General features: G+C 38.3%; 17 protein-coding genes. 7 read left to right on the forward strand and 10 right to left on the reverse strand.

Going from position 1 to position 15,038, the window contains the following annotated elements; all coding sequences use genetic code 11:
• Positions 1 to 43 precede the first annotated feature (43 nt).
• Positions 44 to 979, forward strand: coding sequence for a hypothetical protein (locus JMN12_RS13275; protein ID WP_034555939.1), 936 nt, complete (start codon positions 44 to 46; stop codon positions 977 to 979).
• 11 nt (positions 980 to 990) lie between these two features.
• On the forward strand, positions 991 to 1,794 hold the full coding sequence (locus JMN12_RS13280; protein ID WP_203139700.1) for a hypothetical protein: 804 nt from the start codon (positions 991 to 993) through the stop codon (positions 1,792 to 1,794).
• A gap of 14 nt (positions 1,795 to 1,808) precedes the next feature.
• Here JMN12_RS13280 and JMN12_RS13285 read toward each other — a convergent pair whose 3' ends face one another.
• Both JMN12_RS13285 and JMN12_RS13290 read right to left on the reverse strand, forming a co-directional pair.
• Positions 1,809 to 2,786, reverse strand: a complete 978-nt coding sequence (locus JMN12_RS13285; RefSeq protein WP_203139702.1) for a glycosyltransferase family 2 protein — start codon at positions 2,784 to 2,786, stop codon at positions 1,809 to 1,811.
• Positions 2,783 to 3,238, reverse strand: a complete 456-nt coding sequence (locus tag JMN12_RS13290) for a type I restriction enzyme HsdR N-terminal domain-containing protein (RefSeq protein ID WP_203139704.1) — start codon at positions 3,236 to 3,238, stop codon at positions 2,783 to 2,785. The genes JMN12_RS13285 and JMN12_RS13290 overlap by 4 nt, the downstream gene beginning before the upstream one ends.
• 36 nt (positions 3,239 to 3,274) lie before the next feature.
• Between JMN12_RS13290 and holA the strand changes: the two genes are divergently transcribed.
• The 3 genes from holA (at position 3,275) to JMN12_RS15540 (ending at position 4,721) form a co-directional block, all read left to right on the forward strand.
• The gene (gene holA, locus JMN12_RS13295) at positions 3,275 to 4,288 is read left to right on the forward strand and encodes a DNA polymerase III subunit delta (RefSeq protein WP_203139706.1); all 1,014 of its coding nucleotides are present in this window, start codon (positions 3,275 to 3,277) and stop codon (positions 4,286 to 4,288) included.
• Positions 4,289 to 4,350: 62 nt separating this feature from the next.
• Positions 4,351 to 4,557 (forward strand): hypothetical protein, encoded by a 207-nt coding sequence (locus JMN12_RS13300; protein ID WP_203139707.1) that lies wholly within the window; start codon positions 4,351 to 4,353, stop codon positions 4,555 to 4,557.
• A complete protein-coding gene (locus JMN12_RS15540; RefSeq protein WP_314472825.1) occupies positions 4,548 to 4,721 on the forward strand; it encodes a hypothetical protein in 174 nt (57 codons plus the stop codon). The genes JMN12_RS13300 and JMN12_RS15540 overlap by 10 nt, the downstream gene beginning before the upstream one ends.
• A gap of 174 nt (positions 4,722 to 4,895) precedes the next feature.
• Here JMN12_RS15540 and JMN12_RS13310 read toward each other — a convergent pair whose 3' ends face one another.
• The 8 genes from JMN12_RS13310 to JMN12_RS13345 all read right to left on the reverse strand — a co-directional run bounded on the left by JMN12_RS13310 (position 4,896) and on the right by JMN12_RS13345 (position 12,050).
• Positions 4,896 to 6,026 carry a TPM domain-containing protein gene (locus JMN12_RS13310; RefSeq protein WP_203139709.1) on the reverse strand — a complete coding sequence of 377 codons (1,131 nt, stop codon included), beginning with the start codon at positions 6,024 to 6,026 and terminating at the stop codon, positions 4,896 to 4,898.
• Positions 6,027 to 6,030: 4 nt separating this feature from the next.
• Positions 6,031 to 6,612 (reverse strand): LemA family protein, encoded by a 582-nt coding sequence (locus JMN12_RS13315; RefSeq protein WP_203139711.1) that lies wholly within the window; start codon positions 6,610 to 6,612, stop codon positions 6,031 to 6,033.
• A gap of 66 nt (positions 6,613 to 6,678) precedes the next feature.
• A complete protein-coding gene (locus JMN12_RS13320) occupies positions 6,679 to 7,428 on the reverse strand; it encodes a hypothetical protein (protein ID WP_203139713.1) in 750 nt (249 codons plus the stop codon).
• Positions 7,425 to 7,907 carry an SMI1/KNR4 family protein gene (locus JMN12_RS13325; protein ID WP_203139715.1) on the reverse strand — a complete coding sequence of 161 codons (483 nt, stop codon included), beginning with the start codon at positions 7,905 to 7,907 and terminating at the stop codon, positions 7,425 to 7,427. Before JMN12_RS13325 ends, JMN12_RS13320 begins: the two co-directional genes overlap by 4 nt.
• Positions 7,908 to 8,056: 149 nt before the next feature.
• Complete coding sequence (locus JMN12_RS13330; protein WP_203139724.1) at positions 8,057 to 10,765, reverse strand: calcium-translocating P-type ATPase, PMCA-type; 2,709 nt, start codon at positions 10,763 to 10,765, stop codon at positions 8,057 to 8,059.
• A 59-nt stretch (positions 10,766 to 10,824) separates the two neighbouring features.
• Positions 10,825 to 11,199 (reverse strand): hypothetical protein, encoded by a 375-nt coding sequence (locus JMN12_RS13335; RefSeq protein WP_009413187.1) that lies wholly within the window; start codon positions 11,197 to 11,199, stop codon positions 10,825 to 10,827.
• 72 nt (positions 11,200 to 11,271) lie between these two features.
• Positions 11,272 to 11,640: a DUF2752 domain-containing protein gene (locus tag JMN12_RS13340; RefSeq protein ID WP_198466702.1), complete on the reverse strand. Its 369-nt coding sequence runs from the start codon at positions 11,638 to 11,640 to the stop codon at positions 11,272 to 11,274.
• Positions 11,641 to 11,642: 2 nt separating this feature from the next.
• Complete coding sequence (locus tag JMN12_RS13345) at positions 11,643 to 12,050, reverse strand: hypothetical protein (RefSeq protein ID WP_009413189.1); 408 nt, start codon at positions 12,048 to 12,050, stop codon at positions 11,643 to 11,645.
• A 118-nt stretch (positions 12,051 to 12,168) separates the two neighbouring features.
• Between JMN12_RS13345 and lnt the strand changes: the two genes are divergently transcribed.
• Together lnt and JMN12_RS13355 are read left to right on the forward strand one after the other, a co-directional pair.
• Positions 12,169 to 13,764 (forward strand): apolipoprotein N-acyltransferase, encoded by a 1,596-nt coding sequence (gene lnt, locus JMN12_RS13350; protein ID WP_203139725.1) that lies wholly within the window; start codon positions 12,169 to 12,171, stop codon positions 13,762 to 13,764.
• Between the two features lie 235 nt (positions 13,765 to 13,999).
• Positions 14,000 to 15,004, forward strand: a complete 1,005-nt coding sequence (locus JMN12_RS13355; protein WP_238423917.1) for a hypothetical protein — start codon at positions 14,000 to 14,002, stop codon at positions 15,002 to 15,004.
• Positions 15,005 to 15,038: the final 34 nt, after the last annotated feature.

Genomic DNA, 15,038 nt, shown 5'->3' on the forward strand with positions numbered 1-15,038 from the left:
GTATCTTCGTTTTTATATTGAACAAATTAATTATTATATTTATATGAAAAACTTTACTTTTTTATTTGCTCTATTGTCCTTTATAGGTACAGCAACCGCACAAAACACAAACATCGAAAGCCGACTCTATTATCAGAAATTAGATAATGTCGCTACTTATGGAGCTGGAAAATACCAACTCAGATATACCGACGTAGAGGTAGATGGCGTAATTACTAAGAATTTGCCAAAATTCATTCGAGGATTTGCTCACGACAAAGGTTTTACCGACAGCATTCCTAAAATAAACCCAAAACTGAATATATCTCACTATTATGTGAGCACCCACGAAAAGGTAAAGGATGGGCTTTGGAATAACAATATTTGTTATTTCATCTACGACAAAAAACAACTCCAAAAACCCATTAGAATGGTGCTTTTAAAATCAACCACTGCTGCAAAAAGCAATGCAATAGATGAAGAGATGCTAAAAGCCGTAATGAGTGGTAAATACCAAAAAGACCTCGAAAAAAACGCTTTAGGCGGAAAAGAATTCGATTTTTTAGGTAGAAAAATAACTTTGGATGACGAATGCTTTTGGGGAGATTTGGGTCTTGTGCGCTGTCCTACTAAGGGCGAAATGAATTGGAGTTTGTACCGCACTTTAGCAGAGGCTCAAGAGTCTGTTTTTTTGCAAGCAAAATCTGGAGAAGTATTGGATGCAATGGAAATCCCTGAAAAAGATGCTACTTTTAATCGTGTAGGAGATCGCGAAATTGAACTAATTTTTGAAGGGAATCCTACAAAAGCAAGAGAGATTACTTACCTATTGCACTACCAGAAATCTCAGGACATTGATAAAAAACTCATTGTTTACTATATTGCTACTACTGTGCGCGGATATCATATCGCTTGTGTGCTCAGCTATTGGGACGATAGCCCTAAACTCCCCAACACTCAGCTGCCAGCCTTTATCTCAGAATTTATGCAATTAAAATAAACTGATATCCAATGAAAACACTGATTCCTAAAACAACCGTATGGTACATTTTTGTCGCTCTTATAGCATCCAAATTACTGTTGGATTTGTATTATACATTATACTATGAAACCTCATTTTTTTTAATGCGATGGGAAGAAAATAGTATTTTTTTACTTAAAAGTTTTGTGATAAGCTATAGTGTAGGGCAATTTGTACCCTTTGAAAAACTTTCTAAAGGCGGAATCATTGCTATAGCATTATTGTGTTTACTCATATTGCCAATTATAAACATTTATAATTTTTGGCGTATTTATGATGAGTTTAATATTCAAAATCATTTAGGTTACTTAGGTTTAAATATCATTATAGGGATATTATTAGGAGTGATGCTACACAGAATTGCTAAAAAAGAAGAGGCAATCCCTCCAATAAATCAGCTTAACCCAAGAATAAGGGCAATTCTTTACATTGTTTCCTCTTTTTGGATAGGAGCTATTATATTAATGATCATAATGGGAGTTTATTATTCAGGGTCATTGTATTCATTTTCTGTGGTTGTTTCAATAGCAGGTATATATACCGTTTTGGGAGCAATTTTAGCACTATTCATTCCTTTTACACATTATACTAAAAGTACAAATTTCAAAATAGGCTGGTTTATTACAATTATTGTTTGGGCACTTCCGCCTTTAGTTCTAATTTATATAATTAGCCCTCCCTATATTAATGAAACAAGAATATTAGTTACTTATACTTGTTTCACCTTTTTCCCAGCTCTGATAAGCGGTTTTTACTTAGCCAAAAAGCTACAGAAATTAGGAATAACACCCTAAAAGCCTCTTACCTGTTACTTCTTACCTAATACAAAGTGTTCCCACACTATTGATTTCACTTGGTAATAATTGGTAATGAGCTTTGAAGGTCGTTTCTTTTTAAAGAAGAAAAATCGTTTATAAAAATGAAAATGCGCTCTTATTACTTCCCACGTAAAACGCGGCTTGCCTTGTAAAAGGAAACGCACTCCTGCAATGCCGTCCAATACCATACGTAAGAAAATTGTAGTATAGAGCCCTTTAGCGGGTAGGTTTTTCAGCAACATAAACAAACTATTGCGGAAGTTGAGGTAGGTTTTTTTAGGGTTGGTGGTGGTGAGTGTTGCTCCACCTACGTGATAGACAGTACTCTCGGCGCAATACACCACTTGTTTGCCGAGGTGGTGCACTCGCCAGCACAAATCTATTTCCTCTTGGTGGGCAAAGAAATCTTCGTCAAAACCTCCTAACTGGTGGAATACTTCTGCACGTATAAAAAAGCACGCCCCCGATGCCCAAAAAATGGGTACGGGGGAAGGCTTGTTATACTGACCTTTGTCCTCTTCTATGGTCTCAAATACCCTTCCTCTGCAATACGGGAACCCATATCGGTCGATAAAACCACCTGCTGCACCGGCATATTCAAAATACGTACGGCGTTTTTCATCTTTAATTTTAGGCTGTACCACTGCAATGCGTTCCTCTTCAAAAGTGCGCAGGATAGGGGAGAGCCAACCTTCAGTTACTAACACATCCGAGTTCAGCAGGCAATACACATCAGCTTTAATATGTTGTAAAGCGCGATTGTAGCCTCCCGCATAACCGCTGTTGGTGGGGTTTTCTACAATATGTATTTCAGGGAAGTGGGTGCGCACAAAATCAAGAGAATCATCGGTAGAGGCATTGTCTACGATATAGAGTTGTCCTTCGGGTGAGTAACGCACTACCGACGGGAGGAATTGTTCTAACAGCTTTTTGCCGTTCCAATTGAGTATTACGATGGCAAGAGTCATTGTGAGAGGTCGTTGTAATGAGGGAGTTCTTTTAAAAAATGATATTGATTGTGCTGGTAGTCCATTTGGCAATAGTAATGTGTAATGCCGTTGGTAACCATTAGATATTGAGCGTTTAAGGTAAGGTTGTAGCGCGCAATTTGGTCGAAAGTATGTTGGGTAATAGGCACATTCGGCGCTTTGCATTCTACCGCTAAGAGCACTGTTCCTATTTTAGTATATACTACCACATCGTAACGCTTGGTGAGCCCATTGATAGAGAGTTTTTTCTCCACATTGATAAGTGATTTAGGGTAACCTTTCTCCTCAATGAGAAAATGCACTACGTGTTGGCGTACCCATTCTTCGGGCTGTAACACTACATATTTGCGACGAATCACATCAAATATCCACAGTTTCTCATCGGCTACTTTAGTGCGAAAAGGGTAGTTTTTGAAATTTAATACTTCCATACTGCAAAAGTAGAATATTTTTTGTATTTTTGCACTATGAATGAAGTAAAAACCATTGTAGGCAACATAAAAAAAGGCATCATCGCTCCTATCTACTTTTTGATGGGCGAAGAACCTTATTTCATAGATATAGTATCCGATTACATCGAAGAGCACGTGTTGCAAGAAGACCAAAAGGGTTTCGACCAAATCGTGCTTTATGGTCAAGATGTAACGGTGCCTACGATTATTGATTATGCGCGCCGTTTTCCGATGATGAGCGACCGCCAAGTGATTATCGTTAAAGAAGCCCAAAACCTCAGAGCGACCATCGACCAATTAGTGCCTTATGTAGAGAACCCTACCCCTACAACGGTTTTGGTATTCTGTTACAAATACGAGAAGTTAGACGCACGCAAAAAACTGCTAAAAACCTTACAAAAGAACAAAGATTGCGTACTACTCGAAAGCAAAAAACTTTATGAACCCCAAGTAGCCGCTTGGTTACCCGATGTATTGAAGAAAAAACACCTCAGCATTCAGCCTAAAGCCATACAAATGTTAGTAGATTTCTTAGGTACCGACCTGAGTAGGATACAAAATGAGGTGAATAAATTAGCCCTTATCGTCCCTGAAAATACTGAAGTGACCCCCGAAATTATAGAGAAAAATATAGGTATTAGCAAGGAGTTTAACAATTTTGAACTCAAGAGTGCTATTGCCGCAAATGATGCCTATAAGGTAGCGCGTATCCTTAAACACTTCGCTGATAATCCTAAAGATAACTCTTTAGGTGGAACTATCACTGTTCTCTATAACTATTTTCAAAAGTTATTGCTATTTCATGGTCTTACAGACCAAAGTGAAAAGAATGTAGCGGCAGTATTGAAAGAAAATCCTTATTTTATAAAAGAGTTTTATTCGGGGGCGCAACACTACCCAATGAAGCGCGTGAGTGCTATCATTGCTACATTGCGCCAAATCGATCTAAAAAGCAAAGGCTTAGGGGCTACCAATAACCTCTCCGAAGCCGATCTTCGTAAAGAACTGATTATAATGTTACGAGCGTAATTTGAAAATCTTTTTGTAGCTTAAAAAATAATATCATACCCTTGTAAAAAAATAGAAATGTTATGCAAACAAATGTCATACCTTTAGAAGAAAATACAGATTTTCAACCTTGTCAATTAGTTGAAAATGAAGAAGATTTCTATTATGAGCTAACAGCCAAAGACCTACGTAAATTAGCTATAGCTGAAAAACAATCACAATTAGGAATGTTTACTGATAGTTCAGAAGTACATAGAAAAGCCCAACAGATGATCAACCAATGGAAATAAAATGGATTTACGACGCTGAAGAAGATTATTATAACACCCTTACTTATTGGTATAAACATAATGGGAGTTATACCTATTCTGAAAAAATAATGAAAGCAGTAGAAGTTTTACAAAGAGAAATAGCAAAAAATCCTTACTTTTTAGCAAATATAGTGAACATTTAGGAATGTATCGAAGAAACTTTTTAGATAATAGGTTTGTAATTTATTATAAAGTTATAGAAGATAAAAATAGAATAGAAATACACTATTTTAGAAGTACTAAACAAAGATCTTTATAAGAAAAAAGCTGTCTAACAAAGTAAAATGTTAGACAGCTTTTTTGTCATATCAATTGTTTTAAAATCGTGTAGAGGCACCACCACCTCCAGAGTGTCCTCCTCCAAACGAACCACCAAAGCTGTCATCTCCAAAACTGCTTCCTCCAAACGAACTACCTACCCCAAAGCCAATGTCTCTTCGGTAATTACGGTTGTGTTCAATCTTGAAACTCTTTTCCTCTGTATGCAGGTGGTTGCAATTTTTGCAACGAAATTGTACTGTAATTTTTATGTAATCATCATCTATTGTATCTTGGGTTACTTTTTCAACAATGGTGGTGCCTGTGCGCTCACATTTTTCGCAAATCATCTCGGCGAGCAATCGTTTTTTGAGTCGTTTGCAATAAAAATACCAATAGATTCCAAAAGGTAGGGTAGGGAAGAAGAGTATGAATAGAGGAATGTATTTTTTTGAGATACTTACATTTTCAACACTTAAATACTTCACATAAGGTGATCTCGTGGGATTAGCCATTAGTTCTTCCATTTCTTTTCTAGTCTTTCCAAATTTTATAAGAATAAAAAAGAAAAAAGCTATAGCAAGGTAGAAAGCTCCAGAAAATATTTCTTTTATTTCTTCCCACCAATTGGGATTTTCTTGTTCTTCAAGCAGTTGAGGCAAAGTGGAATCACCTGAGATGACTTTTCGTATTTCTTCAGCTCCCGCTATGAGCCCTGCACCGTATTGTCCTTTCTTCATCAGAGGAATCATTGTGCGTGTTTGTATGAGTTTGCACAAGCCATCGGGTAGAGTACCTTCTAAACCATACCCTACTTCTATAGTGATAGCGCGTTCCTTTGGGTCGGTGATCAAGAGCATTAACAAGCCATTGTCTTGGTCTTTTTGCCCTAACCCCCAATGCTCAAATAGTTGTAATCCAAAATCGCGTATATCAGCATAATCGTTGGTATAGCGAGGCAAGATCACCACTGCCATTTCCACTCCTTTTTCAGCGCGCAAGTCTCTACAGATAGCATTGAGACTATCAACTTCAGTAGCTGTGAGCAAATGCTGAGGATCGGTGGTGTACTGCTGGGCATCTTGCAGTTGTACGTTGGGCACTGTTTTTACCGTATAAGCCTCTTGAGCAAAGGAAAATCCAATGCCAATGATAAAGGAAAATAGTAGGGTTAATAGCTTGTTGTTCATTTTTTTAGAAACTTACTTTAGGAGCTTTTTGGCTACCTTCTTCGGCTTTAAAATAAGCAGCTTCACTAAAACCAAAAATTGAAGCGAAGAGGTTGTTAGGAAAACGGCGGCAAGAGATGTTGTAGTCTTTTGATGAGCTGTTGTAGTTCTTACGAGCCACCGCAATGCGATTTTCACAACCTGACAATTCTGCTTGTAAGGCTATAAATTGTTCACTTGCTTTTAGGTCGGGGTAGGCTTCAGTAACCATTAGCAAACGACCGAGGGCTTGAGAGAGTTCTCCTTGCGCTTTATTGTATTGGGCTAACGATTCAGCATCGAGTTTTTCGGGGTTAATGTTGATTTGAGTCGCTTTACTGCGTGCCTCTACAACCTCTTTTAAGGTGTTGCTTTCGTGTTTGGTATAACCTTGAACTGTTGCCACAAGGTTAGGGATGAGGTCGGCACGACGTTGGTATTGAGTTTCTACTTGAGCCCACTCGCTGTGTAATTGTTCTTGTTTTTTTACTAAGCCGTTATAGGCTGAAATCGCGTATATTACTATAAGTGCAATGACACCAATAAGTATAAGAGTTGATTTTTTCATTTCTTTTTATCTTAATAAATTAATTCTGGGGGCAAAGATAGTAATAATTTGTCAATTAACCAATTATCAATGGTCAATTGATATTCTGATATTCAAGCATTTTGCTTCACTGAGGTTGGGGAAATTTACCACTACCATAAGTGTATCGTTAGTATTAGTGTAGTGTGTTTGCAAAATTTGCCTGATAATCGTTTCACTTTCAGCTTCAAAACTCGATTTTACAAAAACGACTTTTTTGGGGAAAATCACCGCGGTTGCCTCTTTGCATAAATTGTAGTTGTAGGAGAGGCAATCTTCTTCTAAAAAAGGTTTTTTACAATGCAATAGCTGAGTGTATTTATCTATCAGTAACCGTTTGTTGAATACCTCTTTTTCTATAAAACTATCGTTTTTGTACTGATATATCACTTCAGTTTCATAGTCGATTTTGCTAAAGGACATTATCGGGTCTATGGCTATATTGGCATCAGAGAATAGGAATTTTGCAAAGGTAAAATCATCAAAACTTACAAAATTTTGTGACGATGCGTATCTTTGGTAGGCAAAACCTTCTTCTTTGGGGTAATATGCGATTTTGCCATTTTTCAGCAATTCGTATAGTTCTGGGTCTTTGCGTGATAGAACTTTTAAAAATTCAGTAGCCGAAAAACGTTTGTTATGAGCGTAGTAATAATCGTAGTAGTAGCGGTAGAGTCTGCTTTCTTTTTCAGCGTAATAAACAGCTGTTTTCTGTTGGGCATATTTAACAAAAAGGAATCCTGCTCCCGCTAAAAGGAGCAAGATAATAGCAATAATGGTGATGACTTGTTTTCTCATAGTGTAGCCATTTCTTCGTTTAGCCAATCGGCAAAAGGCAGTAATTCAGTGTCTTCTTCCCAATATTCAGGAGGAATATCCGAATAGAACGTGCCAAAAGCATCGGGTTGGGTAGTGATAAATCCCGCTTGATGACCACTATTAGGGTAGCATACTAATAAAACTTTTGGGAAGAGATATGTACCCGTGCCTTCAAATACTTCAGCTGAAAAGGCTTCCCATTGATTTGGAGGAAAAAACTGATAGGAAAAACCTCGTTCATCTTCAAAAAGGGTACAAGCTCCTAAGGTAATGAGGAAAGTTTTGAAAGTTTCGGGCAACTTAATGTGGTGCTGAGCTTCAAAATCAGCTATTTCTTTAGGGGTAATAGTTGCTTGTTGGGTAAAACGGTATTGTTCATTGCCAAAATGCATAAAAGCACCGTTGCTTTCTGTGAGAAGTTTTTGTAAGGTTTCTAAGTTTTTAGTGAAGTGTTCCATAGTTTTGAGGGCTCTTGTTCATTTTTATGATTAAAAGAACTTCACAAAGATAATGCTATTATTTTAATTAGCAAACTTTACAATACAAAAAAGCACAATAACTAAAATGATTAGCTATTGTGCTTTTCTTATTTTTTACTTCTTACCTCTTATCTCTTACCTAAGCGAAGGATTTCTCCTACCCAGAGTACTGCACTGGTAGCACCAATAATAATTGCCCAATCTACCAATTTGAGAGGCGTTACATTGAACATCTGTCCACCAAAAGTAGTGATGAACACTTGTCCTAATATAATAGCTAAGGCGATGAGCATAAATCCTTGACTCTTACCGAGGTTGTTGAATGCGCTCTTGCCAGTGCGGTAGGCTTTGGCATTGAACATATTCCAGAATTGCAAGAATACGAATATAGAGAAGAACAAAGAAAGTTCATAAGCTGATAAACTGCCTTCAGGAGCTCCAAAATGGAAGAAATGTCTTGCATAATCGCTGATAGAGAACTCGGTGAGACTTGTGATGTCTTCATTCTTAAAATACTGAATGAAACCAAAGAGCAATAATACAAAGAATCCTCCTACCCCAAAGATGCCTTTTGCCATTGGAGAGCTGATGATATTAGCGCCACGCGCACGTGGTTTGTCGTTCATCACGCGGTTGCTTGGTGGCAATGATGCCAACGCCAATGCAGCAAAGGTATCCATTATAAGGTTCACCCAAAGCATTTGGGTTACAGTAAGCGGTGATTCTACCCCTAAGAAAGCCCCAATAAGCACGATGATACACGCTGCTACGTTGATGGTCATCTGAAAGAGGATAAAACGCTGAATGTTCAAATAGAGCGAGCGTCCCCACATTACGGCTTTACCAATACTGCTGAATGAGTTGTCCAAAATGGTGATATCTGAGGCTTCTTTAGCTACCGAAGTACCATCACCCATTGAAAGACCTACTTGCGCAGCTTTGAGGGCGGGAGCATCGTTGGTACCATCACCGGTTACAGCAACTACTTCACCTTTTTGTTGAAGTAAGTTTACTAAGCGAGCTTTGTCAAGCGGACGTGCACGCGAAATCACACGTAGGTCGCCTATACGGTCTAAAAGTTCGGCATCGCTCATTGCGGCAAACTCTACACCGGTAATTTGGTTGCGGTCGGTGCAAGTATCGTCCCACAAACGTATTTGGCGAGCGATTTCTCTTGCGGTACCAGGGGTGTCTCCGGTTACAATTTTCACCTGAATGCCTGCGTGCATACACTCTTCAATAGATGCAGGTACATCAGGGCGTACAGGGTCAGAAATAGCAGTGATACCTATAAAGTGCAAGCCGTTTACTACGAGCTTGCCGTTTTCTGAGATAATTGCTTTAGGGTCGTCAATCACTTTATACGCAAAACCGATAGTGCGCATCGCTTGGTTTTGGTATTGCAAAAGTTTAGCCTCAAAATCAGCTTGTGGAATATCTGAAAGGAATTTACCGCCTTCGTGGCAGAAAGTCATTACTATTTCAGGGGCTCCTTTTACGTACAACACGGGTTTGCCAAGGCTAGGCGATTGTACCAAAGTAGCCATATACTTGCGTTCGGTAGAGAAGGTAAGTTGCTGTAATACTTCGCTCTCTTCGCGTATCGGCAAGTAGTTAGTGCCTTTGCCATAGAGCCACAAGAGGAGGGCTCCTTCGGTAGGGTTACCCAATACGCTGGGTTTATCTTTATCGGTGAAATCTAGATAAGCGGTAGAGTTCACTGCCATAGATTCGGCTATGAGTTTCTCATCGGTACCCGCGTTGAAGTAAGTTTCGTAGATGGTCATTTGGTTTTGGGTGAGCGTACCCGTTTTGTCGGTACAAATCACGGTAGTAGCTCCCATTGTTTCGCAAGCGTGCATCTTGCGCACGAGATTATTAGTAGCCATCATACTGCGCATACTATATGCCAAACTGAGGGTAACACTCATTGGCAAGCCTTCGGGCACGGCTACTACTACTACGGTAATGGCAATCATCACGGTGTTGAGCAGGTAACCACCAAACGATACCCAGTCGATTGTGTCTAAACTATGGTCAGCACTGGTGAAATACACGATAAGGCGACCTACAATCACCAAAGCAGCAATTGCATAACTGATTTTGGTAATCATTCCTGCCAAATGGTCTAACTGTTCGTTGAGCGGGGTTTTTACGCTATTGTCTATCTGTACACCTTCAAACACTTTGCCGTATTCGGTAGCATCACCCACTTTTTTCACCTCAAAAATACAGTGTCCGTCGGATACTGAAGTCCCGCGACAGATGTAGTTAGAGGGGTAAGTAGCTTCGGCTTCAAAATCGGCAGGGTTAGTAGTTTTGTGTACCATAGGCTCTCCAGTGAGCGTCGATTCGTTCACGTGCAACGATACTGCTTCAAGGAGTTCTCCATCGGCAGGTACCTCTTCTCCTGTTTCTAAGATAACCACATCGCCTACTACGATATCTTTTTTGAGCACTTGGGTAATACGCTCATTGCGAATAACTTTATAGTAGATATCGTCGTTTACTTGATTGAGGATTTCAAATTGTTTGTTAGCTTTCTGTTCAAAATAGAAAGCCACTCCAGTAGCCAAAAGTACAGCAAAGAGGATACCTACAGGCTCTAAAAAGGCGTGGATACCCGTATTGTGTACTGTAAATTCATAGGTAGATACCCCAAATGAGAAGACGAGGGCTACCAGCAGAATAATAATAATAGGGTCAGTAAATTTCTCTAAGAATTGCTTCCAAAGAGGTTCACCCTCTACTGATGAGAGTGAGTTTTCGCCGTGTTTGGCACGACTTTCAAGAACTTGCGCATCGGTAAGCCCTTTGTAATGGTGTTTTTCTGCCATAGTTATTTAAAATGATTAAAGTGCAAAGATAGATATAATTAGCGAATTTGAGACATTAGTTAATCATCATCGCCCCAGCTGTGATGGTGACCACCACCCGAACCACCTGAGTGTATTTCGGAAGCGTGTGCCTCGTTATAATCGATAAACTTTTTAATTGAGATGCCTGTGCCAGCCATAGAAAGTGATAGCGCTGCAATGAGTAAGGCTTTACCTATACCATAGATAGCTGCAAAGTACAAACCAATGGCTGCCAACAGAATTACTACGGCACCTCCTATAAAAGCAATTTCACCAATTATAGGAATAAAAGAAGCGATAAGTACAAAAATTGCCAAAACGAGGGTAATCACTCCTAAGAGGTTGATGATGGTTTTTTTTACACTTTGAGGGCGCTGAGCTTCAAAAGTGTTGTTTTTTTGATATGTATTCATTCTAATAATAATTTTGGCGACAAAAATAAGAATAATTTGTTAATTAGCAAATTATACAATTCATCGCCAATACTATAAAAATCCTAAAACTACTACAAAAATAGAAAATACTAATACTACACCATCTAAAAAAATAATACTTTTCAGCTGATGAGGCTTGCGATATACAATTAAACTGTGAAGAATGCGAGTGACGAAAATTAATGCAAAAGCTGTAAAGTAATAATAGGAAGCAGGGTTGAGAGGAGAGTGAAAATCTAAGGAGAGAAATTGTGAAAAATCACGTGTAAGCCCACAAGTAGGGCATTCAAAGCCGTAATGAGATTTGTAATAGCATTGTATTTTGGCAGGAAAATATTTTAGATATAGTATTCCCCCAAAAAACAATGCTATTAATATACTATTTACTAATAGATACTTATGTGAATTAGTGAGTTTCAATGTTAATCGTCGTCGTAATCTCTGTTATAAGAAGAATCAGTATCTAAGCTGTCGTTTTGTATTCTTTGAGAATTTTCGATAATAGCATCTCCCATAGCTTTAAGTGTAAAAAGTTGTACACCAGAGATGATAGTTCCTACTAAGGAAATTACTAAAGCTGCTATGAGCATATCTTTGTTTACTTGATTTTTATAGGCTAAATAAAGTCCTATGCACGAAATAATAAGACTAATAACCCCAATGAAAAAAGCGAAAGCTCCAAAACAAGGGATGAAAGCGATAGCAACGGTGAGAATTGCTAGCACCAATCCTATTATACTTAAAGTGGTTACCATCGGATTGTCGTTGCTGTAGTGTTGCTGCTGCTGAGGTTGGAAATAGTTCTGAAAATTGTTTTGTGAATTGTCCATTTTTATTTATTTTTTATAACAGTCCGCAAAATAAGTAAGAAAAAGTAATATATGAAAATTTTTTTGTGTATTTTTTAAAATAGTTGTATCTTCGCCTCGTTATTCGTTATTCATCATTATGAAGAAAAACATACTCCTTGCTCTACTTTCAGGGGCTTTACTCGCAAGTGCGTGGGTAACCTATGGAATTACTATTTTGATATTCATTGGCTTTGTTCCTTTATTGCTGATGGAAGCGCGCATCCGTCACAACTATCGCCATACCAAACGCAAAGTGTTTGTGCTCTCTTATTTAGCATTCCTCACTTGGAATATTCCTACTACTTGGTGGATATGGTATTCTACCCAAATAGGGGCAATTTTCGCTATTTTAGCAAATACGCTACTAATGACCCTTACTTTCTTCCTCTATCATATTGTAGCCAAACGAATGAACCGCAAGGTATCGCTCATCTTCTTAGTTGCGATATGGCTTTCGTTTGAGAAATTCCACCTCACTTGGGAAGTTTCTTGGCCTTGGCTGAATTTAGGTAACGTTTTCTCCGAGCAAGTTACGTGGATACAATGGTACGAATATACGGGTACTTTTGGAGGCTCTTTATGGGTGTGGATTGTGAATATCATCTTATTTTTAGCTGTCGAAAACTATCTTACGACTAAAAACCGCAAAGTTCTTGCTCAAAAAGTGGGCTTGGCAATACTCTTTTTTGCTGTGCCTATAGTGATTTCGTATTTCCAATACCTCAATTATAGCGAAGCAGGCAAGAAAACAGTTGATGTGATTGTCTTGCAACCTAATATCGACCCTTATGCCGAGAAATATGCACTTTCTAATCAAGAAGTAAGCAATCTGTTGTTGCAACTCACCGCTGATAAATTAGATGATAAAGTAAATTTCGTCCTTACCCCCGAAACGGTCTTTGCTGAGAATATCAAACTGAACGAATTGCCTTATGCACCAGAGATAGATAGGTTGCGCACTTCTGTAGCGCGCTATCCTAAACTCAATTGGGTAGGAGGCACTGCAATGATTGAGTTTGTGAGAGATGAAGCACATACCACTTCCCAAAGCAACTATCTCTCTAATTATGGTATTTGGTACAACGATTACAATTCGGCTTTCTTGCTCAATCGCAATCCTGAAATGCCACTCTATCACAAGAGTAAATTGGTAGTAGCTGTCGAGAATTTTCCGTATCAAAATATACTAAAACCTATATTGGGCGAAACGCTCATCAATCTTGGCGGTACAATAGCGCTGAAAACTACCCAACCTGAGCGCACAGCTTTCGCAGGGGTAGACACCGAGGGAAAGGCAGCACCTATCATCTGTTATGAAACGATTTATGGTGAATTTGTGACGGGTTATATCAAGAAAGGGGCTAACTTTTTGGCTATCCTTACTAACGATGCGTGGTGGCGTAACACACAAGGGCACAAGCAACTCCTCAGCTATACCCGTTTGCGCGCCATTGAAACCCGCCGGAGTGTAGCCCGCAGTGCTAACACGGGGATTTCGGCATTTATCAACGGTAGGGGAGAGGTGCTCAAAACACTTCCTTATGGCACTCAAGGTAGTTTGAAAGGCACTATTGCTCTAAACGATGAAGTAACTTTCTATGTGCAAATGGGTGATTACATCGCCCGTATTGCGTATTTCTTGGCGTTTTTTGTGTTTTTGTATGCAGTATTAAGGAAACGTGAAACCATCTAAAAACTAACGACAAATGAAGAAACCTAATATATTTTTAGCGATTTTAACGGGCATCGGCTTTATAGTGCTTTCTATTATTTGCGGGTTAGGGTCTTCCTTATCCTTAAGAATTATTGATGTACTTCTGTTATTTACACCTATAATTTTTGTTTTAGGGCTGCTTTGTTATTATAGTTTCTATTATAAGTCTGTCAAAAAAATATTTTGGGTAAGTGTTTGTCTTACAGTATTAACAATGCTTTATACTTATCACAAAGACGAAATAGAAGAATCTTATACAGTATGGCAATCACAGCAGTTCCTTCCTAAAAATCTCAAAAACTACCCTGAACTTTCATCAAAAGAGCTTACACAAGGTAAAAAGACAATTACTCCGCTTTATGAAAGAGGAGGGTATTCGCTTAAGAAAAAGTTCTTCAACGATCAATATCAGTTAGTAACACTTTATAATAAATCAAATACTTCGTTTTATTTTTTTAAATTTGATACTTCAGGAAAAATAATTGACAGTTTGCCTCTCAATACAGCTGAGAAACAGAAACGAGAGTTTCATATCAAAGACAAGTATATCATTGATACTTATACACTCACTTACAGTACTTGGGCTATAGATGGCAACCCCGAATTTCGTCCAATGAAAGCCATTGAGGGTACTGATTTTTGGAAAGAAAACGATGTGAGAACTTATATATCCAAAAACCATCTACCCACGCCTACTTGTTATAAAATAGGAGTTAGAAACATAGAATGGCGCCCCGATAATCAAAAGTACTATACTACTTTTAATTATGAGAGTATTGTAGTGTTTATTCAAGACGGGATGCCTCATTATATTTGTTCTACTAATTACATTTACTCTTTTCAAAATACTCTTTTTGATAGGACTTCTATGTTCCCTCTTTTTATGAAATTGGGTGCTGACGATTTTTATTATAGTGACTTTCAAAGCACTTATACACGCCGTAAGATATTACCTCAGTATTTTTTGATAGAAGAAACTCTTGATAAAGGGGGAGAAGGAAAACTATTTATGCAACTGCGTTTAAACAATGCTTCTATCTCCTTTAAAGTTGATACTTATACGTTGACATCTGAAGGTGTTGCTCTAAAAAAACCTACTTATTACCTTACCAAAGGCAATGAAGAACTCGAAAAGTTTGAAAAAGTAGATCTGTATAGCAACAAACTGCTACAATATCAATTGTTATCTATAAAAGGGCGACTATATATGGTAAAGTAGATCGTTTTTAACCCCCTAACCCCTACCTCCTAAT

Origin of the sequence: Capnocytophaga genosp. AHN8471 (assembly GCF_016806945.1) — a bacterium.
Classification (GTDB): Bacteria; Bacteroidota; Bacteroidia; order Flavobacteriales; family Flavobacteriaceae; genus Capnocytophaga; species Capnocytophaga periodontitidis.